The sequence below is a fragment of the Geothrix edaphica genome (assembly GCF_030268045.1).
Lineage (GTDB): Bacteria > Acidobacteriota > Holophagae > Holophagales > Holophagaceae > Geothrix > Geothrix edaphica.
In genome coordinates, this window is sequence record NZ_BSDC01000003.1 from 328992 (window position 1) to 355651 (window position 26660).

Consider the following 26660-nt stretch of genomic DNA (forward strand, 5'->3'; position numbering starts at 1 on the left):
ATGGCTTTAATGTTCATAAAGGAATACTCCTAGGCAAAAAAAAGCAACTACATATACAAGCATTCGTTCATTTAAGCGCCTTGTAAGTCATCTTTGCACGATCGCTCACATGGCCGCAGACCAGGTCGCACAGCTCACCCACCAGGGGCATCACGGGCGTGAAGTAGACCGCATTGCCCTCGGGCTCCCGGCTCACGAGGCCCACCCGGACCAGGCAGGCCAGGTGCTTGGAGGCATTGGCCTGGGACAGGCCCGCGGCCTCGGCCACGGCACCCTGGCTCAGGGGCCCCTTGCTGTCGAGGAGCGAGCGCAGGATCTTCAGCCGCGAGGCATCGCCCAGGGCGCTGAAGAGGCCGCTCACTTCGTCGATCATCGGGTTGCTGAGCTGGTGGTTCACGGAATCAACTCCATGCGACTATGATCATCCGGTTTCCATCGTTGTCAACCGGAAAAGAACCAGTCACAGGAAAACTGTATACCCATCGGATCATCCGGCAACCCAACATTCCATGTTCCTGCAGGTTTCGGGGAGGGATCGTGACCACCGTCATGGCCCGGGGTAGGCTGGTCCTGGAGATTCCCGTGGACGACCTGGACCTGCGCGCCGCCAAGATCCGCCTGCTCTGCACCGACATCGACGGGGTCCTCACCACCGGCGCCCTGCTCTACGGCCCGGAGCCCGGCCACACCAAGGCCTTCCACGTGCGGGACGGGGCCGCCATCAAGCACCTGCAGCGGGCCGGCATCCCCGTGGCCTTCATCTCGGGCCTGGAGGCCGGGGCCACCGTGAACCGGGCCAAGGATCTCGGCGTGGAGGACTGCTTCGCCGGCCACCTGGACAAGCTGCCCATCCTCGATCAGCTCTGCGCCAAGTACGGCCTGGCCTACGACCAGGTGGCCCACCTGGGCGACGACCTGCCGGATCTGCCCCTGCTGCGACGGGTGGGCCTGGCCTGCTGCCCCATTGACGCGGTGGACGAGGTGAAGGCGGCCTGCCAGTGGACCGTGCCCGTCCAGGGCGGGCACGGCGTGCTGCGCCAGGTGGCCGAACGGATCCTGAAGGCCCAGGGGCGCTGGGCCGAGGTCGTGGGCCGGTACTGACCTACTTCAGCCCGCGCTTCTCCAGCAGGGGCCCCACCTTGGGATCGCGGCCGCGGAAGCGCCGGTAGAGCAGCGCGGGATCCTCGGTGCCGCCCTTGGAAAGCACCTCGGCGCGGAACTTGGCGGCGGTGGCGGGGTCGAAGAGGTTGCCCTTCTCCTTGAAGGCCTGGAAGGCGTCGCTGTCCAGCACGGCGCTCCAGATGTAGCTGTAGTAGCCCGCGGCGTAGCCGCCCATGATGTGGTTGAAGTAGGGGCTCCGGTAGCGGGGCGGGATCTCGGCGATGAGGCCCCACTTGGCCAGGGAGGCCTTCTCGAAGGCGGCGGTGTCCTGGGGCTTCGTGGTCGTCAGCGTGTGCCAGTCCATGTCCAGCAGGGAGGCCGCCATGTATTCCACGGTGGCGAAGCCCTGGCCGAAGGTGGCGGCCTTCTTCATCTTGGCCACCAGGGCATCGGGGATGACCACGCCGGTCTTGTAGTGCTTGGCATAGAGCTTCAGCATCTCCGGCTCCATGGACCAGTTCTCCATGACCTGGCTGGGCAGCTCCACGAAATCCCGCGGTGTGCCGGCGGTGCCGCGGTAGCGGCCCTTGTAGAAGAGGCCGTGCAGGCCGTGGCCGAACTCGTGGAAGAGCGTGCGCACCTCGTCCGAGGTCAGCAGCGCAGGCCTATCCCCGGCGGGCGCCGTGAAGTTGCAGACGTTCACCACCACGGGATCCACCTGCTTGCCGTCCTTGACCCAGGCCTGGCGGTAGCTGCTCATCCAGGCACCGCCCCGCTTGCCGGGCCGGGGGTGGTAGTCCACGTAGATGAGGCCCAGGTGCCGGCCGTCCTGCTCCTTCACCTCGAAGCACCGCACGTCCTTCTGGTAGACGGGCATGTCCTTCAGCTCCGTGAAGGTTATGCCGTAGAGCCGGCCGGCCAGCGTGAAGGCGCCCTGGCGCACAGCGTCGATGGCGAAGTAGGGCTTCACCGATTCCTCGTCGAAGTCGTACTTGGCCTGCTTCACCTTCTCGGCGTAGTAGCGCCAGTCCCAGGGCTCCAGCTTCTGCCCGGGCAGGTCCTTGGCCATCATGGCCTGCAGCTCGGCGCGCTCCTTCCTGGCGACCTCCAGCGCGGGCTTCCAGATCTGCTCCAGCAGGCCGTAGACGCCCTTGGGGTCCTTGGCCATGTTCTCTTCGAGCACATAGTCGGCCCAGGTCTTGTAGCCCAGCAGCTGGGCCTTCTCGACGCGCAGGGCCGCGACCTTGGCCACAATGGCGTTGGTGTCGGTGTCGCCGCCCTGATTGCAGCGCTCCAGGTAGCCCGTGAGGATCCGCTTCCGCAGCTCGCGGTTCTGGGCGTATTCCAGGAAGGGCCAGATGCTGGGGCCGTCCAGGGTGAACAGCCACTGGCCGTCCTTGCCCGCCTTCTTCGCCGCGGCGGCCGCAGCCATGCGCGTGCCCTCGGGCAGTCCGGCGAGGTCGGTGGGCTTCTCCACCACCAGCTGGAAGGCCTTGGTGGCCTTGAGGAGGCGGTCGCCGAAGTCCACGCCCAGCTTCGACTGTTCGGCGTTGATGGCGCGCATGCGGGTCTGCTGATCCGCCGTGAGCGCGGCGCCCGAGCGGACGAAGCCCTTGTAGGTGCGCTCCAGCAGGCGGGCCTGATCCGGGGCGAGCTTCAGCGTGGCGCGGGCATCCCACACCGCCTTGACGCGCTGGAACAGCTTCGCGTTCAGGTTGATGTCGTCCCGATGCGCCGCCAGGAGGGGCATCACCTCGCGGTTCACGGCCTGGAGCCTGGGGTTCGTCTCGGCGCCGGTGAGGTTGAAGAAGACGGAGCCGATGCGGTCCATGAACTGACCCGACTGGTCCAGGGCCAGGATGGTGTTGGCGAAGGTCGGGGGCTCCTGGGCGTCGGCGATGGCCGCGACCTCGGCCTTCTGCCGGGCCATGCCCTCCCGGAAGGCGGGAAGGAAGTGGTCTTCCCGGATCTCCGCGAAGGGGGGCACGCCGAAGGGCGTCTTCCACTCGGCGAAGAAGGGGTTGGAGGCGGTGGCCGGATCGGCGGCGAGGGCGGGCAGGGTCATGAGGGCAGCCAGAGCGGAAGCGGGGCGCATGGGGACTCCTGGGAGGTCTTTGACGACCATACCATCATGTTATGAGGCAGGCGGCATCCAGGGGTCGGGGCCTCGGGTATTCTCAGGGCATGATCAGGACTCTTGCAATCCGCATGACCCAGGTCGGCGCCCTGCTCGGCCTCACCTTGCTGCTGGCCTGCCAGCAGCCGGCGGTCGTGGTGCCGCCCCCGGTCGTCGTGGCGCCGCCCCAGGCCCGGCCCCAGGGCCCCCCGCCGAAGCCGAAGATCGCCCTGGTCCTGGGCGGCGGCGCCGCCCGCGGGTTCGCGCACATCGGCGTCATCCGCACCCTGGAGCAGGAGAAGATCCCCGTGGATCTCGTGGTGGGCACCAGCGTGGGCAGCCTGATCGGGGCCATCTACGCCGCCGACCGCAACAGCTTCGAGCTGGAGTGGACCGCCTTCCAGCTCCAGAAGGAGGATCTCTTCGACTTCGGCGTCATCTCCACCGTGGCGGGCATGGGCTTCGCCAAGGGCGACAAGCTCGAGACCTGGGTCAAGGGACACATCAAGCCAGCCAACATCGAACAGCTGAAGATCCCCTTTGCCGCCGTGGCCACGGACCTCAACTGGGGCCAGAAGGTGGTGCTGGACCGCGGCTCCGTCGCCCGCGCCGTGCGCGCCAGCTCGGCCATCCCCGGCGTGTTCCAGCCCGTGCAGCACCAGGGGAAGATCCTGGTGGACGGCGGCGTGGTGGACAACATCCCCATCTCTGTGGCCCGGGCCAGGGGCGCCGACCTCGTCATCGCCGTGGACATCAGCGCCAACGTGGGGAACACGGACATCACCAACCTGCTGGGCGTGAGCCTCCAGGCCGCCAACATCATGTTCGCCCTCAACGTGGAGCACTCGAAGAGGGACGCGGACGTGCTCATCTCGCCGGCCATCGGCGACGTGGGCACCCTGGACTTCACCCAGAAGAAGCGCTGCATGGAGGCGGGCATCGTGGCCGCCCAGCAGTCCATGCCCGCCATCCGCCGGGCCATCGACAAGTGGGTGGCCGCGCGGCTGGCCGCCCAGCAGCCCTGAGGTCAGGCCGTCCCCGGCGAGAGCGGCCTGATGAAGCGGGCCGGCGCCTGCTACTTCACGAACACCATGTCGCCCATGGGGTTGAGGTAGAAGCGCTCGCCGCGGGCGTTCTCCTGGATCACGCGGCCCTGGGCATCCACGCCCGCCACGGACACCCGCTGCTCGCCCTTGATGCCGTCGAACTTGATGTAGCCCGCCCGGCCCGGCGTCATGGCCCGGCCCGTGGCGGGGGCGAGCTTGATGTAGCCGAGGGACTCGGCGCTGTGGAACTGCAGGTCGCCGGTGTTCGGCTCCACCTGGAAGTATTCGCCCTGGGGCGTCTTGAAGACCGGCCGGCCGTTCAGCATGCCCGCCACGGACAGGCCGCCCCGCCACTTGATGAAGGTGCCAGCGAACTTGATGGTGAACGCGGCCGCATCACGGCTGGCGGCGGGACCCTGGACCCCCGGCAGCGCCTGGGCCGTGCCGGGAGCCTTCGGGGCCATGGGCTTGGTCTGAGGGGCCTGGGCCGAGGCGCCCGAGGCCAGGAACACGCCGGCGGAGAGCATCGCGACCGCCGGAGACTGCGCCTTGCTGCTGGGTTTCCGCTTCATGGGTCCTCCATGGGGGGTGAGGCCGCGTCAACGCTGCGGCGGGGCAATCGGAGCGGGGTTGGCGCGTCCGCTCCCGGCGCGCCGTTTCGGCAGGGCCACCAGTGTGCCCCGGCAACCCGGGGCCCCGCAGTGGCAGGGGAACAGCTCGCGGCTGAGGGACCGGGAGATGCGGAGGGCGCTGGCGGACTGCAGCTGGTAGTCGAAGGTCAGCTCCGTTCCGGCGGCGATCTCCTGCATGGCGTAGAGGTAGGGCGTCCCGTCGAAGATGTAGACCTCGCAGTTGGGCTCGCAGCTGTGATTGACGAACCGGGCGTCGTTGCCCTGCTCCGCGCCGTCGATGGCCGTGTCCTCGTCCAGGTTCAGCACGTAGGTCAGCTTCCGCTCGCCCCGCCCCGCCGCCGCCAGCAGCTCAGCCTTGGCCAGGCGCCGGCCGGCATACTCGAGGATCCGCGTCCCCTTCGGGATCGGGCGCTTGGCGAAGACCCCGGTCCCGTGGATGCCCGAGGCCTGGACCCGGATGAAGTCCCTGTCCTGTCCTGGGCCTTGGGGGAACGGCATGCCACCTCCTGGGAGGCGTGGTGGGGAGCGGGTGGAAGCGACCCCCATCATGACCACCCTGCACCTGTGTGAACAGGGAATTCAGCCTCCCCGATCGGACCGCACAAACCTGGTCCAAGACGGAGCCCAGGTCGTAGAATCCGGTCATCCCCAGAAAGTCTGGAGTTCCATCCCCTGCTGTCAGAGCGTTCCGCGCCGAGGGTGCCATGCCCATTCCCCAGCCCCGACCGATGTCTTTCCGGAGCCTGTGGCCCGCGTTGCTCACGGCGCTCCTGGTGGCCTGCGCCACCCGCCCACCGGCAGCCCACCCGGCGCCACCGCCACCACCCCCGCCAGCCCCGGCGTCGGCGGCATCCGTGCCTCCCGCACCCGCCCCACCCCAACGACCGCCGGTGGACCTGGATGCACCCCGGGACCGCGAGGCGCAACGGATGGAGGAAAGGGCCGAGCTGCCCCGCCGGGAGGCCTCCACCCGCCCCCCCCTGCCGCCGCCACGCCCCACGCCCGTGGGTGCCAACCCCAATGTGGAGCGCGATGAGGCCTATGCCCGTGTGACGGTGCTGTTCGGCACCGACCGGAAGCTGGATCCCCGCACGGGCACCTTCGGCGGCGGCCGGGGAGAGCGGATCGCCTACGGCGAGGTGGCCGTCAGCGTCCCCCACGGGCACAAGACCGGCGAGCTCGAGGCCCCGTCCATCTGGAAGCTGGAGTTCCGCGAGGATCCCCGCAGGCACATGGCCATCCTGGACTGGACCCCGCACACCCGCATGGGATTCCTGAACCGCGTGAAGGCCAAGGTCCAGGCCCAGGGTTCGTCCGGTTCCAGCTTCGTGTTCGTCCACGGCTACAACGTGTCCTTCAGCGATGCGGCCCGGCGCACGGCGCAGATCACCTACGACCTGGACTACCGCGGCGTGCCCGTGTTCTACAGCTGGCCTTCCCAGGGCACCCTCCAGGGCTACACCACGGACGAGAACAACGTGCAGTGGAGCGAGGCGAACCTGAAGCGGTTCCTGGTGGACTTCGCCCAGAAGAGCGGCGTGAAGGACATCTACCTCATCGCCCACTCCATGGGCAACCGCGCCCTCACCGGCGCCCTCCGGCAGGTGTTCGCGGAACAGCCGAAACTCAGGGGGCGCTTCAAGGAGATCATCCTCACGGCCCCGGACATCGACGCGGAGATCTTCAAGCGCGACATCGCCCCCGCCCTCGCCGCGGGCTGCGACCGCATCACCCTCTACGCCTCCAACGGTGACAACGCCCTCCTGGCCTCCAAGAAGGTCCACGGCTACCCCCGGGCCGGCGACACGGCGGAGGGCATCGTGGTGGTGCCAGGCATCGAGACCATCGACGCCTCGGGCCTGGATACCAGCTTCCTGGAGCACTCCTACTTCGCCACCGCCCCGCCCGTGATCAGCGACATCCGCCGGGTGCTCCTGGACGGCCTCCGCGCCGCCCGCCGGGGCCTGGAGCCGCACGTCGCCGGAACGGGAAGCTACTGGAAGCTGAAGGGCCCGAAACCCTGACGAAAATAATCCAATGGATTCCCGGCTTTGCGCCCATGCTCGCGGCGGGCCCCGGCTCCATCTGCCCGGGGCCCCGAAGCGAGGCTGTATGTCCAACGACAAGAAACCCAAGAAAGCCAAAACCCCCGTCGTGCATGGGGCCACCTCCCGAGGTTCGGAATTGTCCAGCCGCCTGACCGCGCCCGTGGCTCCGCCTGCCCTCACTCCGGCCAAGAAGAAGAAATAGGCGGTCTTGCAAGGCCCCCTAGGCCTTGTGCGCGTGCACCCGGGCGAAGAGGGCCGCGTCAGCCTTGGCCCCGTGGCACTTCCGGCAGAAATCGAGGGTGGGCAGGACCAGGCCCGCGGCCTTCGCCGCAGCGGGGTTCTTCATGACGCCCATGGCCTTGTAGTCGGCACCATTGCCATGGCAGGCCTCGCAGTCGAGGCCCTTCTTGGCATGGGCCGTGGCCGACCAGGAGTCGTGCTGGAGGCGGTGGCACATCTTGCAGGCGCCAGCCCCCACGGCGGTGTGGCCGTTGGCCGCCAGGGAGGGCATGGGGCCCGCAGCAGGCGTGGGCGCGGGCTTGGGGGCAGGTGCCTGAGCAGGCGCGGGAGCGGGCTTGGGGTCCGGCGTTGGAGCTGCCGCGGGTGCAGGCGCCACCGCAGGGGCCGGAGCCGGGGCAGCCGCCGCGGGTGCGGCGGCCGGCTTGGCGGTCATGGTCTCCACGGCCTTGGGTGCCTGGGCAGGTGCGGGAGTGGTGGCGGGTGTTACTGCCGGGGCAGGGGCGGGCTCGGCCTTGGTTCCGGCAGCGGCCGGCTGGGCCGCGGGCGCACCGGCGGCCGGGGTCGTGGCCGGCGCGGTGGCCGGAGCTGGCGCCTCCTTCTCGGCGCAAGCCAGCAGGCAGGCGAGCATCAGGGCAGGTACGGCCAATCGACGCATGGGATCTCCTGGGGTCGACCTGATGCTACTTCCCGGCGGATCCGAACGCCAGATTCCGCACCATGTCCTCGGTCTTCCAGGGGGCGGCGCCGCCGCCCAGGTACTTCTGGAACCACTCGAGATGGGCGTTGTAGTAGACGGGCATGGACTTCAGGCCATCGGGCCAGTGGCCGTCATTCCTGAAGACGAGGAGGCGGCTGGGCACACCCATCTCCTGGAGCCCGGTGAAGAACTGCAGGCTCTGGGTGTAGGGCACGCGATAGTCCCGCTCGCCGGTGATGACGAGGCAGGGCGTCTTGAAGGCCTTCACGTGGCTGCTGGGGTTCATGCGGTCGTAGGCGGCGGCCTTGTCCCAGGGCGTGCCCGTCAGGTCGTGTTCGGGGAACCACAGCTCCTCGGTGGCGCCGTGCATGGACCGCAGGTCGTACACGCCCATCATGGCGGCGATGGCCTTGAAGCGCGTGGTGTGACCCTCCAGCCACATCATGGCGTAGCCGCCCCAGCTCCAGCCCATGGCGCCCATGCGGCCCTTGTCCACATAGGGCAGCCCGGCGAGATGGTCCGCCACCTTCTCGATGTCCGTCATCACCTTGCCGTCCCAGTCGCCGCTGATGGCGTCGGTGAAGGCCTGGCCGTAGCCCGTGGAGCCGTGCGGGTTCGGGAAGGCCACGATGTAGCCCGCGCCGGGATAGACCTGCCAGTCGCCCCGCAGGGTGTCGGACCACATCATCTGCGGGCCGCCGTGGACGTTGAGGATGAGCGGATACTTCTTCGCGGGATCGAAGTCGTGGGGCTTCACCAGGAACACATGGATGTCCTTGCCGTCGGCGCCCTTCACCCACTGCTCTTCGGCGGGACGGATGTCCACTTCGTCGGCCAGGGCCTGATTGAAGGAGGTGAGCCGCTTCAGCTCTTTGGTGCCGAAGGTGTAGCGCCAGACCTCCACCGGCTCGCCGACGCGGGTCTTGCTGAGGAGCACCGCCTTCTGGTCCGGGCTCACCACGAACTCCCGGATGCTCTGGCCATCGAGCATGCGGGTGGTCTTCCCGGAGGCCACGTCCACGCGGAACAGCGGCCAGCGGCCCTTCTCCTGCACCGTGAACCAGAGGGCCTTGCCGTCCGCCGACCACTGGAAGGCGTCCACCCAGTTGTCGATGGCCTCGGTCAGCACCTTCCGCATCTTCGTCTGCCGATCGTAGATGGCGAGCCGGAAGCGATCGGATTCCACCGCGGGGCGGGTCTGGAACTTGTAGGCGATGTAGCGGCCGTCCGGCGAGTACTTGGGATCGCCGTCGTAGGCGGGATTGTCCGTGATGCGGCGGGGTGTGCGGTCGCCGTCCAGCGAGATCAGGAACAGATCCTGGTTGGTCGAGCGGGCCGGCACGGGATCCGTGTTGGTGACCACGCAGATTTCCCTGCCATCCGGGCTGAGGTCGAAGCTCTGGGAGCTCGGCGTCGTTGCATCCGCCGGGTAGTCCTGCTTCCCGGAGGTGAGCGCCTCCACCTTGCCTTCAAAGGTGGCGGTGAAGAGGTGGCTGTACTGGAAGTCCCGCCACTCGGTCCAGTGGCGGTAGAGCAGCGTCTCCGCCAGGTGGGCCTGCACGGGGCCCTTCTCCAGCTTCTCGGCCAGTTCCTTCTGCTTCGCGCCGTCCGCCATGGCCTCAGGGAAGACCGTGGCCTGGAAGACCACCTGATTCCCCCCCGGCAGCACCTTGGGGGACCCGACGCCCGCCTCGAAGGCCGTCACCTTCCGGGCCTCGCCGCCCGCCAGGTCGAGCGCCCAGAGCTGGCTGCCCTCCGTCCGGCTGGAGAGGAAATAGAGCGTCTTCCCATCCTTCGACCACTCGGGCGCCGTGTCGGACTTGCCCGAGAAGGTGAGCTGCCGCGTGGCGCCCGTGGCGGTTTCCAGCAGCCAGAGCTGCGTGTTGCGCGTCGAGGCCTTCAGGTCCTGGCTGGACACCTCGAAGGCCAGCTTCGATCCGTCCGGACTCAGAGCCAGGTGCTGCACACCCTTCAGGCGATAGAGATCCTCGATGGTGAAGGACCGCTTCTCCGCGGCCCTCAGGGGCAACGCAAGCAGCAGGGCGGTGGCTGGGACAAGGCAAAAAAGACGCACAAACCCTCCGAAGGAGCCCTTCAGCATCGCATGGAAGAAACTGATGACCTTGTGATCATGTTCGATTCGCGCGGGGCTACCATGGGGCACTCATCTTTCCAGCCGACCCATCCGCCGTGCCGGAGGCACCATGCTGATCCCTGCGCTCCTTCTAGGTCTGCTGCAGGCCCAACTGCCCCCCGCACAGTCAGGCCCCCGCGCGTACGAGCCCTCCGCGCCAGCCCTGGCGGCCAAGGCACCAGGCGCTCCCGGTTATGGCCTCCAGACCACCATCCGCTCGGGCAAGATCCTGCTCACCAACCTCCGGTTCCACCCCGTCACCCGCAAGGTGCAGGCGCAGCTCTACCGGGTTCGCGGGCCAGCGGGCATGGGGCCCTACCGGCTCGGAGTCCAGTTGCAGTTCCATCCGCAGCAACAAGCCCCGAACGATGTCCTTCATCCGATCTGGTATGCCAACTATTTCGCCATCACGAGTGCCCAGGACGGCTTCCCGGCGAAGGAAGCCGGTCTGGAGGGGCGCTGGGTCATTGAACGCATCGATGGAAGCAACTTCGGATGGGATCTGGGAGCCCTCATCTTCCACATCTCCAACAGCCCCGTCATCAACGTGGACGCCGCGAAGTTGCCGATGTTCGGAGGTCCGTCGCGGAAGACCTTCCGGATCACCATGCGCAAGGTGGACGGGCCCGTGGATCCTGGCGATGGGACCCTCGAACCCGTCCAGGCCAATAGTGAGATCCAGGAATGGTTGAACGGCAGGCAGACTTGGCGCGACCTGCTCATCCTGCGGTCGCGGCAGGCACGATTCGCGCCCCTTCCCATCGATCTGGCTGGCCACAGGATCTGGGTGGTTCGCAACCTCGGGCAGCCGTCCCCGGATTCCTCCCGAATGCTCGAGTTCTGGCGGGAGGATCCGCTCAACGGCGCTTGGGATACCGGACTCGTCGACCTCTGGCCCGAGCCCGCGGATGGCCTTCGGCCTGGCAGGGCCATCCGGATCGAGGATCACTGGTACCGGATCCTTGCCAACGGCCAGGATCCGGTGACCGGACGCCTTGATCGTCTGGAGCTCCGTCCCTGGGAGCCTGATATCGCCGCGCTGCTGGGTGGCGCCACCCTGGCGAAAGACCTGGGCGGACTGAACGCCCCTCCCCTCCAGGAATCCATCGAACAGCTGGCCAACGAGTCCCTGGTGGAATGGAAGACGCGCACCCTGCCGGGCCTGCTGGCCGCACAGAACCTCGGACCGGCGGAAGATCTCGTGATCCGGATCGAGAAGGGTGTCCTCGCGCTCGATCTCGAGACCAAGGGCATCCGCGCCCGCCTGGACGCGGCGGCCCGCGCCGAAGCCGAACGCAAGGCCCAGGCGGAGCTCGCCGCCAAGAGCGGGCAGCCTGTGCCTCAGGCTCAGACAACTCCCGCCACGGAGAGCGAGCGCCTCGCGGATCTGCTGGAGCAGCGCAAGGCCATCCTCATGGCCATCCTCGGAAGCGCCAAGCAGTCGCTCGCCAACCTGCGGAGGTGATCCATGCACCGACCAGTCATCTCGGTCCTTGCTCTCTTGGTCTCTACCCTTCTCCGGGCCCAGATCGGCCTCCACAATGAAGCACCCCCACCCAAACCCCAGAGCAGCCAGAGTGGGGATGCCCTCAGCCAGCTGGAGGCGATCACCAAAACCAAGGTGGACCGCAGCAAGGTCGGGACCTCCTTCAAGGTCCAGAAGACCGTCATCCCAAAGCTGAAACCCGTTCCGTGGATCAATACGACCAGTGGCCAGAACGCCACGATGCTGGTGGGCATCTTTGGCAACCTCCTGAGCCAGGCCCTGACACCCACTTCCCCCACTGGCCCCAGTCCCGCCGAGCTCGCCCGCATCGAGGCAGAGCGGCAGGCCGCGCTTCAGCGGGAGCAAGCCGAGCTACAGGCCTGGACCAACAGTTATGCCACCCGGATGAACGGGCTCATCGAGCACCAGCGACAGGAGCGCATGGCCCAGAACAAGGAGAGCCTGGAGGGACTTCGGGCCTCCCTTTCGGACGGTTTCGATTCCGCCGCCGGGGGTGGCCTGGCTGGAGCCCTCAGCGATCCTGCACCCGTGGTGGACCTGAGCCAGAGCCAGACCTTTACGCCCAGCCTCCTCCGGGAGGCCAATGGCACCAAGCGCACCAAGCCCATCACGGCGGACGATCTGCTGAAGCGCCGGGAGGCCGCCCAGGCCAGGCTCAAGAGGATGATGGCCGAGAACAAGGACCTGCGCGTGCTGGGCCAGCGCTTCTACGAGCTGGAAGCCCAACTGGAACGGCTGAAGCGCCAGGCCGCCAGCCTCGGCGCCGAGGGCCGCGCCATCCAGCGGGACATGGACTTCTGGGGCTGGAGAATCGATCAGGCGACCCAGGCCTGCATGGAGCGGGGCACCAGCCTCCTCACTGACATCATCATTCCGGAAGGCAACAGCGCTGGGCTGGCCCGCCTCAAGAAGAATCCCAAGACCTTCAACCGGCTCGTCCAGGCCTGCTCGCAGCTCAACGACTACACCGAGTTCACGACCACCCTGGGGGATCGCTACGATGCCGCGGAGCAGGCCCTGGACTGGCCCAAGGCCAAACACACCCTCATGGAGCATGTCGACTTCATCGCGTCCAACCTCCAGAATGTGTCGCCAGTCTTCAAGCCCGTGAGCACGACCTGGAGCCTGGGCAAGACCATCATCGGCACCAGCGTGGACTTGGCGGCGGAGCTGGATGGCTGGGGCGCCATCCTGGAACGCCAGGGCGATGTATCGCTGATCCTCCAGAAGCAGAAGGCCCTCAAGCGACCCCTCGATGCCATGATCCGCGATCTCCAGGCCTCCCGCGCCCAGATCGCCGCCCAGCTGGGCGTGAAACCCGAGGACCTGATCCCCGTCCAGGCCCGGCCCAAGGGGCTGGGTTCCAATGTGGCTCCCCTTTGAGGCAGACATGATCCGCACCTCCGCCCTCCTGCTCGTCGCCGGCTTCTCCCTCCCGCTCCTGGCGGGGTGGAAGCAGCCCATCCCGCGCTTCCCCGCTGTGGTGAAAGCAGATGACCTCCGCGAGGAACCCATGCCAGCCCACTGGGGGCCTCAACTCCCGGAGGCGCCCCTCGCCGGGGCCATGCTCACCACCTACCTCGGTCGCTTCGTCGTCTATCCCACGCGCTTCGATGTCCAGGGACGCCTGCGGTGGCGGGCACAGCGCGTGGAAGGTCCCGCCGGCATGGGTCCCTACGAACACGGCCTGTCTCTGGAGATGGTCTCCGAGCCGGGAGACACACAGGGCATGGCCCGGATCACGGCCATCCGGGACGAGCTGGGCATTGACCGAGGTCATTCATGGGGCGTCGGGGACTTCATCGAAGACCCTGCCAAATTCCATTACCCTGCGGTCTTCCACGATCTGACTCTTGGGCTCTTCCTGTTCCAGTACCGGATGTCAAACCTGCCTGGCTCCATGTTCCCTGTGTACAGGCCGAACAAGCTCTTCGAAAAACGAGGTACCGGTGGGGTCCAGAGCGTGGCGCGCGCTGGGACGCCAGCCCAGCTGCCAGCCACCTTCAACCCGGACGGACCGATCCCCGTCGAGGCTGGCGCGTGGTTCAAACAAGCCTCTGCGCGTCTCCTCGTCCTCCGCGCAGCCCACCCGGCCTACCAGCCCCTCGTCGTCGACTGGGCTGGCCGGAAGTGGGTGGTGGTGGGCCCATCCCGTTCCGGACGCTCCCTCCAGCTCGAATTCTGGGCCGATGCCCCCGGTCCTGACGCGAGGGGTTCGAGACCAGAGGCCACCTGCGATCTTCCGGGGGCCTCCAGCGCCATCGGTGCGGTCCTCTCCCCCGGGGGCCAGGCGGCCCGCATCCGCGACGCGGTCTGGGATCCCGGCACAGGACGCCTGACCCGCCTCGAACTGGAGCCCTGGAAGCCCGATGCCCTACCCTTCCTCTTGACGGGCAAGTCCGAAGCCAACACCCAGGAAGGCCTGGCCCTCGCCTTCAACGATGCGCTGGTGGACTGGAAGGTGAAGGCGCTCACCTCCTATGTTCGGGGCATCGATGAGGCTGCGGCCGCGGACTTCCTGGCCCGGCTGGAGAAGACCCTGCTGAGGATGGACATGGACATCCGTCGCCGGCGGCAGGCCCGGGAATCCCAGGAGCAGGACGCCTTGAGCCGTCAGGCGGCGGATGGCGTCCAGCGGCTGCAGCAGGAAGCCTCCCGCCGCCGGTTCCTCCTGCCAGCGGAGTTGAGGGAGATGGGCGAGGACGATGGCCGTACCACCACCTCCGCCAGTCCCGAGCTGATGGATCTGCTGGACCAGCGCAAGGCCATCGTGTCGGCCATCCTCGCCAACGCCAAGCAGCTTCTGGCGGCGGCACGCCGCTGATGCCGCACCTTGGTATCCTGCCCTGGACATGGAAACCCTGGACAGCCTCCGCAACCCACCCCCCGGCCGCGGGATCTTCTGCAATCGCACCCTGAACCTGCGCTCCGTGCGGGCCATCGGCTACGACATGGACTACACCCTGGTGGACTACCGGGTGGCGGCCTTTGAGCAGATGGTCTACGCCCAGGCCCGGGAGCGGCTGGCTTCCGAGGGCTGGCCTGTCGAGGACATGGCATTTGACCCGCGGATGGTGGCCCGCGGCCTGGTGATCGACACGGAGCTGGGCAACCTCGTGAAGGCCAACCGGTTCGGCTTCGTGAAGCGGGCCATGCACGGCACGCGCATGCTCGAGCACACCGAGCAGCGGGACGCCTACGCCCAGACCCTGGTGGACCTGAGCGATCCGCGCTGGGTGTTCCTCAACACGCTGTTCTCGCTGTCCGAGGGCTGCCTCTTCGCCCAGGCCGTGGATCTGCTGGATCGGGGCGCCCTGCCCCACCCCTTCGAATACGCGAGCCTCTACCGCCACGTGCGGGCCCGGGTGGATGCCCAGCACATCGAAGGGCACCTGAAGGCCGAGATCGCCGCCGCGCCGGAGCGCTACGTGGTTCAGGATCCCGAGGCCGCCCTGGCGCTGCTGGACCAGAAGGCCGCGGGCAAGAAGCTGCTGCTCATCACCAACTCGGAGTGGAGCTTCAGCGCGAAGATGATGGCCCATGCCTACGACCGGCACCTGCCGGAGGGCATGACCTGGCGCCAGCTCTTCGACGTGGTGATTGTCGCCGCCCGCAAGCCCGCCTTCTTCACGGAGCACGGTCCCTTCTTCGAAGTGGTGGACGAGACGGGCCTGCTGCGCCCTCTCGCGGGGCCCCTGCGCGCGGGCGGCCTCTATCTCGGCGGGTGCGCCGCCCAGGTGGAGCGCGACCTGGGCATCTCCGGCGACGAGATCCTCTACGTGGGCGACCACATGTTCGGCGACGTGCATGTGAGCAAGCGTTCCCTGCGCTGGCGCACGGCCCTGGTGCTGCGGGAGCTGGATGCCGAGGCGGCGGCCCTGGAGGCCTTCCGGGGGACCGAGCTTCGCCTCATGGCCCTGATGCGCGAGAAGGAGGCGCTGGAGAACCAGCTGTCCCAGGCGCGCCTCGCCCTCCAGCGCCTCCACGCGGGCTATGGCCCCGCCCCGTCGCTGGACGCGGCGGGCCTGGAAGCCCGCGTCCAAGGCCTCCGCGGCCAGCTGGTGGCCCTCGACATCGAGATCGCCCCCCTGGCCAAGGCCGGTACGGAGCTGGTCAACGCGCGGTGGGGCCTGCTCACCCGCGCCGGCAACGACAAGAGCCACCTCACCCGCCAGATCGAGCGCTACGCCGACATCTACACCAGCCGGGTGTCGAACTTCCTGCACGCCACGCCCTTCGCCTACTTCCGCTCGCCCCGGGGCAGCCTGCCGCACGATCCCGGGGATCACCGGCCCGCGTAGACCGTGATGCCGTAGTGCTCCGGATCCCAGGGGGCATCGCTGTTCCAGTGGCCGTAGGCGTGGCTGTCGTCGGTGCGGAAGCGCAGGGTGTAGGTGCCCCGGGGCAGGCTGATCACCTCGTCGGCCAGCCGGTTCTTGGTGGTCCCGCCAGCGAACTGGGTGTGATCGTAGACCATGACCCAGACCCGCTTCCCTGCAGCGTCCTCGATCCAGGCCTCGTCGGCCATCTCATCGCCGCTGCCCTCGGCGATGGCATAGACCCGCACGGAATGCGCCGCCGTCAAGGTGAACGCCACGCTGCGGTCCTGATCGTTCCCGACCCGCACCAGCTCCGCCAGGGGTACCCAGGCCATGGGCTTCGCCAGTGAGACCGCCGCCAGGTCGGTGTCCGACGGCACGGCGAGTGTGAGGCCGTACATCCACGGGTCGCAGGGGGGCGCGGCGTTCCAGTCCGCCGGGGAATGGGAGTCATCCGTGACGAAGGTCGCTTCGTAGTCGCCGGCGGGGAGGGTGACCGTCTCCACCTGGCGGCGGTTCTTCCGGGCGCCGCCTGCGAACTGGGCCTTGTCCATGCTCATCTCCCACACCCGGGCGCGGGTGCGGGCCTCGATGATCCAGCCGTAATCGTGCATGCGCCGGCCGCTGCCCTCGCCCTCGGCGTAGATGTGGAGGGTCACCGGCTTCCGGACATGGAAGGCCTGGGTCCAGTGGCCACTGTCCGCGGTGGCGGCGAGGGCCACGAGGACGTTCTTCCAGCGCAGTGGCGCCTCGAAGGTGGGCACCTCGGACGGATTGCCGCCGGGCAGGTAGATCTCCAGGCCGTAGTTCCCCACCTGCTCCCGCCAGTGGCGCAGCAGGCTGGTCCGATCCGCGCCGAAGGCCGCCAGGAAACCCCGGGGCCGCTCGGCCTGCTCCGCCTGCAGGGAGCGCCGGTCGATGTTGCGGGTCCACTGGGCGAACAGCAGGCTCTGGCCGAAGCCATGGTTGGAGAAGTAGGCCTCGTAGCTTCCCGCGGGCAGCTCCAGATACTGGTCTGCCACGCGGTACTCCCAGTCCCGCCGGGTGTTGGTCCCATCCATCTGCCAGACCACCTCGCGGGTGGCGGCGTTGAGGATCCAGCCGTAGGCGAAGAAGGGCTCATCGGTGCGGGCATGGACCAGGCGCCGCAGCCCGCCGCCCTTGGCGTAGATGTGGACCTTCATGGGCCTCGGCAGGCTGAAGCCCTGGCTCCGCACCTCCGCGGCCTCGAAGCCCTTCAGCGACACGATGCGGGGCTCCGGCCGCGGGTCCGCCGCCCCGCGCAGGGCCAGGGGCGCGAAGGCCGTGAAGAGGATGAAGGCGGCCACGGCCTGGACCGTGCGGACCAGCGCCACAGCTTCGGACATCAGGAAGGACGACATGGAAACTCTCCCGGGACCCTCCCAAGGTAGGCCCTTCCCCTCCGCCCCTGCCCGCGGATCGGTGAACGGTGGTTCCGGACCGGCCACCGGTCCCCAGCCCTGGTTCACGCCTCGGCCCCGGTTCCGACGGACGCCACGGAGCGCAGGTAGAACGCCAGCATCGCGGTGAGCGAGGCGGGGTCCCGTCGCAGGCGGCTCCGCAGGGCCGCGCCCTCCCAGCAGTCCACCAGCAGGTCCGCCAGCTCCCGCGCGTCGCACTCGGCGGGCAGCTCGCGCCGCTGCCTCGCCTCTTCGAGGCAGGTGGCCATGCGCCCGGCGATGGCGGCAAAGCAGGCCTCGATCTTGCGGCGGAAGGCCTCGCTCACGCCCGACAGCTCCTGGCCGAGGCCCCCCAGGAGGCAGCCCATGTAGCCCTGCTCCCGGTAGGCCTGCTGTGTGAGCTCGAAGAACAACCTCACCCGCGCGAGGGGCGGCCGTTCCAGGTCCTGGAGGCAGGCGTCGAGGCCCGCATGGACCTGCGCCATGTAGGCGTCGACGACCTGCAGCGCGAAGTCCTCCTTGTCCTTGAAGTGGTGATAGAAGGAGCCCTTGGGAATCCCCGTTTCCGTGAGCAGGGCTTCGATGCCCAGGCCGTTGTAGCCGCGCTCCAGCAGCATCCGGAGCCCCGCCTCGATCAGGTGCTGCTTGGTGGAATGGGTCATCCCCTCGTCTTCTCGATCAGGTGGTCGATGACGCAGGTGTGTTCATGCTGGGGGCTGAACAGGATCAGGTCCGCATCCGCGTCCACCCGCACATTGTGCCCGGGCGGCCAGTAGAACAGGTCGTCGGCGGCCACGGTCTCCTGGCGGCCCGCAGCGTCGGTGGTGGTGATCCGCCCCTTCAACACGAACCCCCAGTGCGGGCACTGGCACAGGTCGCCCTCCAGCCCCTTGAACAGCGGTGTGGTGTCCACCCCCGCCGCCAGGCTGAAGTATTCTCCGCTGAGCTTCCCGTAGCCGTTCGTGTCTCCGAAATCCCGCTGCTGGCGCATGGTGACCCCGGGAACCTGCAGCGCGGTCGGAACCGCGTCCTTGGCTATCTTCATGGCGTCCTCCTTGGTTTTTTCATGCATTAGACCGATCAGTCCAGAGACACGATAGGCCGCCACCAGGCTCCGTCAAGCATGGGGAGACAAAAAAATAAATACAGCATTAATGATGTTTTTATCCAAATACATCGATTGTCCCACCCACTCCCCGGACATGGCTCCCTGAGGGGTCCTTGGGGGCTCCCGCCTCTCTTTTCGGAAAAACGCAACCAATGAATTGCATCATTCCCCAACCCGCCTAATATGCAACCAGGAGGTTACCCATGACGACATCGAGCACCGACTGCATCAGGAAGGAGATCCAGCTCCGGGCGCCCCAGGCACGGGTCTGGAAGGCGCTGTCGGACGCCGAGGAGTTCGGCACCTGGTTCGGCATGAAGCTGGAGGGGGGCTTCGTTCCCGGCCAGTCGGTCTTCGGACGGATCACCCATCCCAACTACGAGCACATCCACCTGGAGATGCGGGTTGAACGCATGGAAGCCGAGCGCCTCTTCTCCTACCGCTGGCACCCCTACCCCATGGACATGAAGCGGGACTACTCGGCCGAGCCCATGACCCTCGTGGAGTTCCACCTCGAGGCAACCGGGGATGGCACCCTGCTCAAGGTGGTGGAGTCCGGCTTCGACCAGCTGCCCGCGGACCGGCGCGACGAGGCCTTCCGTATGAACGACGGGGGCTGGACGAGCCAGATGGCCCGCATCGAACGCCATGTCGCGGGCTGATGCCATCTCCCCCGCGCGGCTGAAGGACGCGGCGCCGCTCTTCGCCGCCCTGGGGGATGCCACGCGCCTGGGCCTGCTCGTGAGCCTCTGCTCCGGCGGGCCCGTCACAGTCACGCACCTGAGCGGCCAGTTTGCCGTCTCCCGGCAGGCCATCACCAAGCATCTCGAAGTGCTGTCCGAAGCGGGGCTCGTCAAGAGCAGCCGCCAGGGCCGGGAGCGCATCTGGGCCTTCGAGCCCAAGCGCCTTGAAGATGCCCACCAGTACCTGGAGCGCCTGTCCAGACAGTGGGACGTCGCCCTCGGCCGCCTCAAAGCTTTCGTCGAAACCTGAACGTGCCCGCTCGTCCGCGCTGGCCTTGGGAGTGCCTAAGGCGGGCGAAGCCCTCTCTCCATTCGGCCATCACTCGGGCCACCGCGCCCTTCCCAAGGAGCACCCCATGACCCAATCCTGGGCCGCCCTCTTCAGCATCAATCGGGATTTCCTGCTTGAGAAGAACCTGGCTGACGTCACCCAGAGCCAAGCCGATCAGCCCCCTGCCGACGACGTGAACAGCATCACGTGGAACCTCAGCCACATTCTGGAATACCGCCACGAACTCCTCAGGGATGTTCTCAAGTCCGCCTACCGGCCGACGGTGACTGTGCCCAGGACCTTGGCGCACTTCAAAGCTGCCATGGCGGACACGCAGGCGGCCCTGGACGCGACCTTCAGCTCCGCCGATTGGGATGAGCCGCAATTCCATCCCGGGTTCCAGGCCACCCTGCCGCTGGCCCAGATCGTAGGCATGTATTTCATGCATGAGACCTACCATCTGGGCCAGCTCGGCACGGCCCGCAAGCTCCTGGGCTTGCCCGGCGTGATCAAACCGCCTGCAGCGGCGAAGGCCTAGCTGGACGGCCAGCACCCCTGGCTTGAAGGCTCCGGATCAACCTCCGAGCCATCCCGCCCACTCCGCCAGCACCCGCTGGGCCTGGATCACGGGACCGTCCTGGGTGCCCTGCAGAGGCAGGCGCACGGCACCGTCGGGACTGAGGCTGGCGCCCTTCTGGCCGCCCACCCAGGCCAGGAGCCGGGCGGGGTCCACCGATGTTTGGGGGCTCAGGCGCAGCCTGAGCTGGCCCTTGTCGACCGCCACCTCGGAGACGGCCAGGGCCTGGGCCCGCAGCTTCACCTTGAGCACCTCGAAGAAGCGGAACGTGTCCGGATCGTCCTCGGAGATGCGACCGAAGCGGTCCTCCAGGTCCAGCTTGTAGAGCTCCAGGTCCTTCTCCTCGCGGAGCCGCGAGATGCGCTTGTAGGCCACCAGGCGCTCGGCGGCCTGGTCGATCCAGCGGCGGCTGAGCTGGGCGCCTGGCGCCAGGCCGTCCACCTTCACTTCGAAGGCGGTGGTGGGCTGGCCCTGCAGTTCCGAGAGCGTCTCCTCCAGCAACTTCACGTAGAGCTCAAAGCCGATGTCGTGGATGTGGCCGGACTGCTCGCCGCCCAGCAGGTTGCCCGCGCCGCGCAGCTCCAGGTCCATGGCCGCCACGCGGAAGCCCGAGCCCAGCTCCGAGAAGTCCTCCAGGGCCTGGAGGCGCTTGCGGGCGTCCTCGCTGATCTCGTGCCTGGGCGGGATCATCAGGTAGGCGTAGGCAGGCACATCGCTGCGCCCCACCCGGCCCCGCAGCTGGTAGAGCTGGCTGAGGCCGAAGGCGTCCGCCCGGTGGACGATGAGCGTATTGGCGTTGGGCACATCGAGGCCGTTCTCCACGATGGTGGTGGCCACCAGCACGTCGACGCGGCCTTCCATGAAGCCGAGCATGGCCTGCTCGAGGCCCTCGTCGGTCATCTGGCCGTGGCCCACGGCCACCCGGGCATCGGGAACCAGCTCGCGCACCCGCGCGGCGATGCTGACAATGGACTCCACGCGGTTGTGCACGAGGTAGACCTGGCCGCCGCGGCGCAGCTCGAACTGGATGGCCGTCTGCACCAGTTCGTCGCTCCAGGGCGCCACCACGGTCTCGATGGCCAGGCGATCCTTCGGCGGCGTCTCGATGAGGCTGATCTCGCGCAGGCCCGTGAGGCTCATGTGCAGGGTGCGGGGGATGGGCGTGGCGCTGAGGGCCAGCTGATCCACGTTGAGGCGCAGCTTCTTCAGTTTCTCCTTGTGGCCCACGCCGAAGCGCTGCTCCTCGTCGATCACCACCAGGCCCAGGTCCGCGAACTTCACGCGGGCGCCCAGCAGCTGGTGGGTGCCGATGACGATCTCCACCTTGCCGTCGGCCACCTCCTGGAGGATGCGCTTCTGGTCCGCCGGATCCACGAAGCGGTTGAGCATCTCGATGCGGATGGGGAAGCCCGCGAAGCGCTCCTTGAAGGTTCGGAAGTGCTGGAAGCAGAGCACGGTGGTGGGACACAGCACCGCCACCTGGCGGCCTTCCAGCGCCACCTTGGCCGCGGCCCGCATGGCCACTTCCGTCTTGCCGAAGCCCACGTCGCCCACCAGCAGGCGGTCCATGGGGCGCGGCGATTCGAGGTCGGCCTTCACCGCCTCGATGGCCTCGATCTGGTCCGGCGTGGGCGTGAAGGGGAAGCTGGCATCGAAGGCCGCCATGTCGGGCCCGTCCGGTGGATAGGCGTGGCCCTTCTCCAGCTTGCGCAGCGCGTAGAGCTTCAGCAGCTCGTCGGCCATGTCGCGGATGGCCTTCTTGGCCTTGCGCTTGACCTTGGCCCAGCTGGCGCCGCCCAGCTTGTCCAGGGGCGGCAGGTGGCCCTCGGCGCCGGTGTAGCGCTGGACGAGGTCCGCGCGCTCCAGGCTCACGTTGAGCTGGCCGCCATCCGCGTAGCGCAGCTGGAGCACCTCCTGCTCCTCGCCGCCGGCCACGAGCGTGGCGAACCCGACGAACTCGCCGATGCCATGGTCCAGGTGCACCACACGGTCGCCGGGTTTGAGGTCCCGCAGGTCCGACAGGAAGGCCGCGCTGCGGGACTTCTTGGGCGCGGCCTGGATGGCCTTGCGGCCGAAGACCTCCCGCTCGGTGAAGAGGGCGAGGCGGAACTCCCTGATGAGCACGCCGGCGCTGAGGTTCAGCCGGAGGGCCCGGCAGCCCGCCTCGGTGCCATAGGCCTGGGGCAGGTCGTAGTCCCGCAGGAACTCGGCGAAGCGGTCGCGCATGCCGGGCGTGGAGCCCGCCAGCACCACCCGGAAGCCCGTGAGCGCCAGCTCCTGCACCTGCTCGGCCAGGTCTGGCAGGCGCCCCTGGAACTCCCGCAGGGGCTGGGCCACGACGGGCACGGTGGCCTCGCTCTGCCACTCCGTGAGGGTGAGCGAGGTCCGGCTGGGGTCCGAGGGCAGGAAGCGATCCGTGAAATCGGGGCACACGACGCCGCCCCGGCGGAGGGCGGCCAGCCCCTCCTCGATGCGGGCCCGCTCGGCCTCCCGCAGGGCCTCCTCCCAGGCGGCATCCAGACGTACCCGCAGGCAGGGCGGCACCCAGTGGACCAGCTGGCCCTTGGGTTGCGCCAGCAGCGGGTGGAACAGCTCCTCGCCGGGGAAGTGGCCGTGGGTGGCCAGCCGCGCCCGGCGGAAGGCCAGATCATCCTCGGGCTCGGCGGTGCGATCCGCCCGGGAGGCCACGGCCGCCAGCAGGGCCTGGCCGTCGCCGCGGTCACCCTCGAAGCGAGGGTAGAGCGTGAGGGCCTCCAGCGCCTCACCGGTCCGGCGCTGCGTATCAGGATCGAAGGGGGAGAGCCGCTCCAACTCGTCGCCAAAGGTCTCCAGGCGGAGGGGCTGCTCCAGGTGGTCGGGCCAGAGGTCCACCACCATGCCGCGGGAACTGAACTCGCCCGGCGCCGCCGCCATCTCCGTGCGGCGGTAGCCCAGGGCCACCAGCGTCTCGAGCAGCAGCTCCCGGGGCACCTCGGCTCCCAGGCGCAGCTCCAGCTTCTGCTTCTGGAACCAGGTGGGATGGGGCAGCCGCTCGCAGGCCGTGAGGGGCCCCGTCACCAGCACCTGCACGCGACGCTCCAGCAGGCCCACCAGGGTGGAGAGCCGGTCGCGCAGCACCATGCCCGGCGGGCTGCTCTCGCCACCGGCGTAGGCCGCGAAACCCGGGAAATGCGCCACGCCCACGCCAGGCAGCAGGGCCTGGAGGTCCTGGGCCAGGGTGCGGGCCTCGGCCTCGCTCGGGGCGTCCACCCAGAGCGACTGGACGCGGCCCTCGCGGGTGATCCAGCCTGCCAGCACCAGGGCCAGGGCCGGCGGTGAGGTCCAGCGCAGGCGGGCGCCCGGGGTCGCGAGGGCCTCGGCGGGTACCTCGGCCAGGCGCAGCAGATCCCTCAGGTCATGGCCGACAGCATTCATAGCGCCCTTCAGAATGCCTCAAGCCGGGCCCCGAGACGAGTCTTCATGTCTCGGGGCCCGGCTTGAGAGAGGGGTTGAACGTAGCTCAGGCGTCCGGAGCCTCCACCACCGGGCGCGGGGCCCGGGGCTCAGCCTCCAGGGCGCCCATACGCCGGCGGATCCGGTTCCAGACCTTGGCCAGGGTGAAGTCCTCGATGATCTCGAAGAACACCGGCACCACGATGAGCGTGAGCAGGGTGGAGGTGATCAGCCCGCCCACCACGGCCCGGGCCATGGGGGCGCGCATCTCGGCCCCGGCGCCCAGCGCCAGGAAGAGCGGCAGCATGCCGCCGATCATGGCGAAGCTGGTCATGAGGATGGGCCGCAGCCGGACGGTGCCTGCACGGATGATGGCCTGGCGGCGGGAGATACCCTCCTCCCGCTCCAGGTGCAGGGCGTGATCCACCAGCAGGATGGCGTTCTTGGTCACCAGGCCCATCAGCAGGATCATGCCGATGCTCGTCATCATGGACATCGAGTCGCCCGTCACCAGCAGCATCAGCACCATGCCCACCATGGAGAGCGGGAGGCTGGCCATGATGGCGATGGGCAGCTTGAAGCTCTCGAACTGGCTGGCCAGCACGAAGTAGATGAAGAAGACCGCCAGCAGGAGGGAGGTGCCCATGTAGCCGGCCGTCTCCTTGCTGTCGCGGGTCTGCCCCAGGAACTCCACGCGGACACCCTCGGGCAGCTTGCCGCCGGCCTTCAGCTCGGCCACCTTCTTCGCCGCGCCGGCGCTGACTTCGCCCAGGGTGGAGCCATCGAAATTGGCGTCCACTTCCACCTCCTCCATCAGGTCGTGGCGCTGGAGCTTGGCGGGGGCGATGCCCTCCTCGAAGCGCACCACCTGGTTGAGACGGACGAGGGGATGCTTGCCGCCCCCGATGTCCTTGGTGCTCTGCACGGTCATGTTGGCCAGCTGGGCCGTGAAGCGGCGCTCCTGGTCGGCGAGCCGCACGCGCACATCGCGCTGCTCGCCCTTCTCGTCCTCGTACTTCGCGACCTTCTCGCCGTCCACCAGGGGCCGCACCATCTGGGACACCAGCGCCGGGCTCACGCCCAGGTCCGAGGCGGCCTTGCGGTCCACCACGAGCCTCAGCTCGGGCTTGCCGCTGTCCAGGCTGGTGGTGACGTCCACGGCCCCGGGCACACTGCGCAGGGCCTCCTTCACCAGGGGCACGGCCTGGATGACCGCCTCACGGTCCGGGGCCTGCACGGCCACCATGATGGGGAACGCCATGCCCCAGTCGTTCGCGGCGCCGATGGCGGCGTCCACCCCGGGGACGGAGCGGAAGGCCTCGCGGATCTGCCGGCGGATCGTCACCTGGTCCGGCCGCTTGCCCTCCTTGAGCTTGATGTAGATGCCGCCGGAATCCACGGTGCCGTTCAGGCCCGTGCCGATGGTGGTGTAGGCGAAGTCCACCCCGGGGACGGACTGGATGGCCTTCTCCAGGGCCAGGGCCTTCTCGCGGGTGGCCCCGAGGCTGGAGCCGGGTTCAGCCTTGAAGGTGGCCTGGAGGTCGCCGCGGTCGTAGTCGGGCATGAAGTTGTTGCCCAGCAGGCCGGACAGGGCCATGGCCAGCACGAAGCTGCCCAGCCCCGCGAGCATCACGGTCCAGCGATGGCCCATGGCCCACTCGATGGCCGACTTGTAGAGGAGTTCCCAGCGGTCCAGCATGCGGCTGAAGGCTTCGACGCTCCGCATGATGGGGTTCCGTCCCTTGTAGTGGACATGGCCGTCCGCGCTCTTCTCGTGCTCGGGATCCGGCCAGACGGCGCTGAGCATGGGATCGAGCGTGAAGCTCACGAACAGCGAGATCGCCACGGCGAAGGCCACCACGATGCCGAAGGGGAAGAAGAACTTGCCGACGATGCCGCCCATGAAGGCCACGGGCACGAACACCGCCAGGATGGACAGGGTGGTCGCGATGACGGCGGGCCCGATCTCAGCCGTGCCCTCGCGGGCGGCGGTGACATGGTCCTTGCCCATCTCCGCGTGCCGCGTGATGTTCTCGCGGACCACGATGGCGTCGTCGATGAGGATGCCGATGGCCAGGCTGAGGCCCATCAGCGTCATGGTGTTCAGGGTGAAGTCCAGGACCCGCATGATGATGAAGGTGGAGATCACGGACACGGGCAGCGTGAGGCTGGTGATGAGCGTGGACCGCCAGCTCTTGAGGAAGAAGAACACGATGATCACCGTGAGCAGGCCGCCCACGTAGATCGAGGTGTTCACATCCTCCACGTTGTTGATGATGAAGCGGGCATTGTCCTTGGCCGTGACCACTTCGACGCCCTGCTTGGCGAGCTCCGGCTTGAGCTCCTCCAGCGCCTTCTCCACCGCGGTCACCATGGCCACGGTGTTGCCGCCGGTCTGCCGCTGGATCTCGAGCGCCACCACGTCCTTGCCGCCCAGGCGGGCGATGCTGCGCTTCTCCTTGATGCCATCCACCACCGTCGCCACCTCGCGGAGCTCGATGGGGCGGCCCTCCTTGTTGCCCACGATCACGTGCTCGAAGTCGCCCACGGACCGGGCCTTGGCGTCCACCTTCACGGACATCTCGCGGTTGCCCTGGAGCAGGTTGCCGCTGGGAATGGCCATGGTGTCGCCCGCCAGGGCGTTCTTCACCGCCAGGAGCGCGAGGCCCTGGGACTCCAGCTTCTGGGGGTCCACCTGGACGAGGATCTCCCGGGTGCTGCCGCCCACGGGATCCACCTTGCCCACGCCGGGGATGTTCTCGATGCGCCGCTTGAGGAAGTCCTCGGCGATGCGGGTCAGCTCGCGGTCGTTCATGGCCGGGTGCTTGGCGTCCGGCTTCACCACCAGGGAGAGCACCGGCAGCTGGGCCGGGTCGAACTTGGAGATGACGGGCTCCTCGATGTTGCTGGGAAGGTCGCGCCGGATCTGGCCCAGCTTGGTGCGCACATCGTTGAGGGCGTTGTCCACGTTGCGGCCCAGGTGGAACTGGATCACCAGCGTGCCCAGGCCTTCCTGGCTGGTGGAGCTGATCTCCTTGATCTTCTCGATGGGGTTGACGGCCTCCTCGATCTTCCGGACGACGTCCTGCTTGACGGACTCGGGGCTGGCGCCGGGGTAGATGACGGAGACGGTGACCGTGGGGATGTCGGTGTTGGGGTACTGGTCGATGCCCAGGGTCTTCACCGAGAAGAGGCCCAGCACCACCAGCGCCAGCATGATGCAGACCGTGAAGACGGGCCTGCGGATGGAGAAATCGGACAGGAACAT

At 68.0% G+C, this 26660-nt stretch carries 21 protein-coding genes; 10 read left to right on the forward strand and 11 right to left on the reverse strand.

The window, feature by feature from the left end; translation table 11 throughout:
- Positions 1-67: 67 nt before the first annotated feature.
- On the reverse strand, positions 68-397 hold the full coding sequence (locus QSJ30_RS12325) for an ArsR/SmtB family transcription factor (protein WP_285609685.1): 330 nt from the start codon (positions 395-397) through the stop codon (positions 68-70).
- Positions 398-537: 140 nt separating this feature from the next.
- Between QSJ30_RS12325 and QSJ30_RS12330 the strand changes: the two genes are divergently transcribed.
- Entirely contained in the window at positions 538-1101 is a 564-nt protein-coding gene (locus QSJ30_RS12330) for a KdsC family phosphatase (RefSeq protein WP_285609687.1), read from the forward strand.
- Position 1102: 1 nt separating this feature from the next.
- On the opposite strand, the gene QSJ30_RS12335 is transcribed toward QSJ30_RS12330, so the two are convergent.
- Positions 1103-3196 carry a M3 family metallopeptidase gene (locus tag QSJ30_RS12335; protein ID WP_285609688.1) on the reverse strand — a complete coding sequence of 698 codons (2094 nt, stop codon included), beginning with the start codon at positions 3194-3196 and terminating at the stop codon, positions 1103-1105.
- A 113-nt stretch (positions 3197-3309) separates the two neighbouring features.
- On the opposite strand from QSJ30_RS12335, the gene QSJ30_RS12340 reads away from it, so the two are divergent.
- Positions 3310-4242 carry a patatin-like phospholipase family protein gene (locus tag QSJ30_RS12340; protein ID WP_285609690.1) on the forward strand — a complete coding sequence of 311 codons (933 nt, stop codon included), beginning with the start codon at positions 3310-3312 and terminating at the stop codon, positions 4240-4242.
- A 50-nt stretch (positions 4243-4292) separates the two neighbouring features.
- Here the strand turns inward: QSJ30_RS12340 and QSJ30_RS12345 are convergent, their stop codons facing one another.
- Both QSJ30_RS12345 and QSJ30_RS12350 read right to left on the reverse strand, forming a co-directional pair.
- Positions 4293-4835, reverse strand: coding sequence for a hypothetical protein (locus QSJ30_RS12345; RefSeq protein ID WP_285609692.1), 543 nt, complete (start codon positions 4833-4835; stop codon positions 4293-4295).
- Between the two features lie 27 nt (positions 4836-4862).
- The gene (locus QSJ30_RS12350; RefSeq protein WP_285609694.1) at positions 4863-5393 is read right to left on the reverse strand and encodes an SET domain-containing protein; all 531 of its coding nucleotides are present in this window, start codon (positions 5391-5393) and stop codon (positions 4863-4865) included.
- Between the two features lie 206 nt (positions 5394-5599).
- Between QSJ30_RS12350 and QSJ30_RS12355 the strand changes: the two genes are divergently transcribed.
- A complete protein-coding gene (locus QSJ30_RS12355; RefSeq protein ID WP_285609697.1) occupies positions 5600-6919 on the forward strand; it encodes an alpha/beta hydrolase in 1320 nt (439 codons plus the stop codon).
- A 244-nt stretch (positions 6920-7163) separates the two neighbouring features.
- Here the strand turns inward: QSJ30_RS12355 and QSJ30_RS12360 are convergent, their stop codons facing one another.
- Both QSJ30_RS12360 and QSJ30_RS12365 read right to left on the reverse strand, forming a co-directional pair.
- Positions 7164-7838: a hypothetical protein gene (locus QSJ30_RS12360; protein ID WP_285609699.1), complete on the reverse strand. Its 675-nt coding sequence runs from the start codon at positions 7836-7838 to the stop codon at positions 7164-7166.
- Between the two features lie 25 nt (positions 7839-7863).
- Positions 7864-9954, reverse strand: a complete 2091-nt coding sequence (locus QSJ30_RS12365) for a S9 family peptidase (RefSeq protein WP_285609701.1) — start codon at positions 9952-9954, stop codon at positions 7864-7866.
- A gap of 130 nt (positions 9955-10084) precedes the next feature.
- Between QSJ30_RS12365 and QSJ30_RS12370 the strand changes: the two genes are divergently transcribed.
- Genes QSJ30_RS12370 through QSJ30_RS12385 form a run of 4 tightly spaced genes read left to right on the forward strand, consistent with a single transcriptional unit; the run spans position 10085 to position 15822 of the window.
- Positions 10085-11479 carry a hypothetical protein gene (locus QSJ30_RS12370; RefSeq protein ID WP_285609703.1) on the forward strand — a complete coding sequence of 465 codons (1395 nt, stop codon included), beginning with the start codon at positions 10085-10087 and terminating at the stop codon, positions 11477-11479.
- A 3-nt stretch (positions 11480-11482) separates the two neighbouring features.
- Positions 11483-12904, forward strand: a complete 1422-nt coding sequence (locus QSJ30_RS12375) for a hypothetical protein (RefSeq protein ID WP_285609705.1) — start codon at positions 11483-11485, stop codon at positions 12902-12904.
- A 7-nt stretch (positions 12905-12911) separates the two neighbouring features.
- Entirely contained in the window at positions 12912-14345 is a 1434-nt protein-coding gene (locus QSJ30_RS12380; RefSeq protein WP_285609707.1) for a hypothetical protein, read from the forward strand.
- 28 nt (positions 14346-14373) lie between these two features.
- Positions 14374-15822, forward strand: a complete 1449-nt coding sequence (locus QSJ30_RS12385) for an HAD-IG family 5'-nucleotidase (protein ID WP_285609709.1) — start codon at positions 14374-14376, stop codon at positions 15820-15822.
- Here the strand turns inward: QSJ30_RS12385 and QSJ30_RS12390 are convergent.
- From QSJ30_RS12390 to QSJ30_RS12400, 3 genes are all read right to left on the reverse strand, one after another.
- Positions 15807-17222, reverse strand: a complete 1416-nt coding sequence (locus tag QSJ30_RS12390; RefSeq protein ID WP_285609711.1) for a hypothetical protein — start codon at positions 17220-17222, stop codon at positions 15807-15809. The two genes, QSJ30_RS12385 and QSJ30_RS12390, sit on opposite strands and share 16 nt — an antisense overlap.
- 104 nt (positions 17223-17326) lie before the next feature.
- Complete coding sequence (locus QSJ30_RS12395) at positions 17327-17923, reverse strand: TetR/AcrR family transcriptional regulator (RefSeq protein WP_285609713.1); 597 nt, start codon at positions 17921-17923, stop codon at positions 17327-17329.
- Positions 17920-18306: a cupin domain-containing protein gene (locus tag QSJ30_RS12400; RefSeq protein ID WP_285609715.1), complete on the reverse strand. Its 387-nt coding sequence runs from the start codon at positions 18304-18306 to the stop codon at positions 17920-17922. The genes QSJ30_RS12395 and QSJ30_RS12400 overlap by 4 nt, the downstream gene beginning before the upstream one ends.
- 266 nt (positions 18307-18572) lie before the next feature.
- Between QSJ30_RS12400 and QSJ30_RS12405 the strand changes: the two genes are divergently transcribed.
- The 3 genes from QSJ30_RS12405 to QSJ30_RS12415 all read left to right on the forward strand — a co-directional run bounded on the left by QSJ30_RS12405 (position 18573) and on the right by QSJ30_RS12415 (position 19921).
- Positions 18573-19031, forward strand: a complete 459-nt coding sequence (locus QSJ30_RS12405) for an SRPBCC family protein (RefSeq protein WP_285609717.1) — start codon at positions 18573-18575, stop codon at positions 19029-19031.
- The gene (locus QSJ30_RS12410) at positions 19018-19362 is read left to right on the forward strand and encodes an ArsR/SmtB family transcription factor (protein ID WP_285609719.1); all 345 of its coding nucleotides are present in this window, start codon (positions 19018-19020) and stop codon (positions 19360-19362) included. The genes QSJ30_RS12405 and QSJ30_RS12410 overlap by 14 nt, the downstream gene beginning before the upstream one ends.
- A gap of 106 nt (positions 19363-19468) precedes the next feature.
- The gene (locus QSJ30_RS12415) at positions 19469-19921 is read left to right on the forward strand and encodes a DinB family protein (RefSeq protein ID WP_285609721.1); all 453 of its coding nucleotides are present in this window, start codon (positions 19469-19471) and stop codon (positions 19919-19921) included.
- Between the two features lie 36 nt (positions 19922-19957).
- On the opposite strand, the gene mfd is transcribed toward QSJ30_RS12415, so the two are convergent.
- Both mfd and QSJ30_RS12425 read right to left on the reverse strand, forming a co-directional pair.
- Entirely contained in the window at positions 19958-23374 is a 3417-nt protein-coding gene (gene mfd / locus QSJ30_RS12420; protein ID WP_285609723.1) for a transcription-repair coupling factor, read from the reverse strand.
- An 85-nt stretch (positions 23375-23459) separates the two neighbouring features.
- Positions 23460-26660 carry an efflux RND transporter permease subunit gene (locus QSJ30_RS12425; RefSeq protein ID WP_285609726.1) on the reverse strand — a complete coding sequence of 1067 codons (3201 nt, stop codon included), beginning with the start codon at positions 26658-26660 and terminating at the stop codon, positions 23460-23462.

Excerpts from the sequence above, each read along its gene's own strand:
- QSJ30_RS12380 (WP_285609707.1), top strand. The coding sequence starts at position 12,912 with ATGATCCGCACCTCCGCCCTCCTGCTCGTCGCCGGCTTCTCCCTCCCG.
- QSJ30_RS12425 (WP_285609726.1), bottom strand. The coding sequence starts at position 26,660 with ATGTTCCTGTCCGATTTCTCCATCCGCAGGCCCGTCTTCACGGTCTGC.
- QSJ30_RS12405 (WP_285609717.1), top strand. The coding sequence starts at position 18,573 with ATGACGACATCGAGCACCGACTGCATCAGGAAGGAGATCCAGCTCCGG.
- mfd (WP_285609723.1), bottom strand. The coding sequence starts at position 23,374 with ATGAATGCTGTCGGCCATGACCTGAGGGATCTGCTGCGCCTGGCCGAG.
- QSJ30_RS12410 (WP_285609719.1), top strand. The coding sequence starts at position 19,018 with ATGTCGCGGGCTGATGCCATCTCCCCCGCGCGGCTGAAGGACGCGGCG.
- QSJ30_RS12400 (WP_285609715.1), bottom strand. The coding sequence starts at position 18,306 with ATGAAGATAGCCAAGGACGCGGTTCCGACCGCGCTGCAGGTTCCCGGG.
- QSJ30_RS12350 (WP_285609694.1), bottom strand. The coding sequence starts at position 5,393 with ATGCCGTTCCCCCAAGGCCCAGGACAGGACAGGGACTTCATCCGGGTC.
- QSJ30_RS12340 (WP_285609690.1), top strand. The coding sequence starts at position 3,310 with ATGACCCAGGTCGGCGCCCTGCTCGGCCTCACCTTGCTGCTGGCCTGC.
- QSJ30_RS12415 (WP_285609721.1), top strand. The coding sequence starts at position 19,469 with ATGACCCAATCCTGGGCCGCCCTCTTCAGCATCAATCGGGATTTCCTG.
- QSJ30_RS12370 (WP_285609703.1), top strand. The coding sequence starts at position 10,085 with ATGCTGATCCCTGCGCTCCTTCTAGGTCTGCTGCAGGCCCAACTGCCC.
- QSJ30_RS12395 (WP_285609713.1), bottom strand. The coding sequence starts at position 17,923 with ATGACCCATTCCACCAAGCAGCACCTGATCGAGGCGGGGCTCCGGATG.
- QSJ30_RS12355 (WP_285609697.1), top strand. The coding sequence starts at position 5,600 with ATGCCCATTCCCCAGCCCCGACCGATGTCTTTCCGGAGCCTGTGGCCC.
- QSJ30_RS12375 (WP_285609705.1), top strand. The coding sequence starts at position 11,483 with ATGCACCGACCAGTCATCTCGGTCCTTGCTCTCTTGGTCTCTACCCTT.
- QSJ30_RS12335 (WP_285609688.1), bottom strand. The coding sequence starts at position 3,196 with ATGCGCCCCGCTTCCGCTCTGGCTGCCCTCATGACCCTGCCCGCCCTC.
- QSJ30_RS12360 (WP_285609699.1), bottom strand. The coding sequence starts at position 7,838 with ATGCGTCGATTGGCCGTACCTGCCCTGATGCTCGCCTGCCTGCTGGCT.
- QSJ30_RS12385 (WP_285609709.1), top strand. The coding sequence starts at position 14,374 with ATGGAAACCCTGGACAGCCTCCGCAACCCACCCCCCGGCCGCGGGATC.
- QSJ30_RS12390 (WP_285609711.1), bottom strand. The coding sequence starts at position 17,222 with ATGTCGTCCTTCCTGATGTCCGAAGCTGTGGCGCTGGTCCGCACGGTC.
- QSJ30_RS12345 (WP_285609692.1), bottom strand. The coding sequence starts at position 4,835 with ATGAAGCGGAAACCCAGCAGCAAGGCGCAGTCTCCGGCGGTCGCGATG.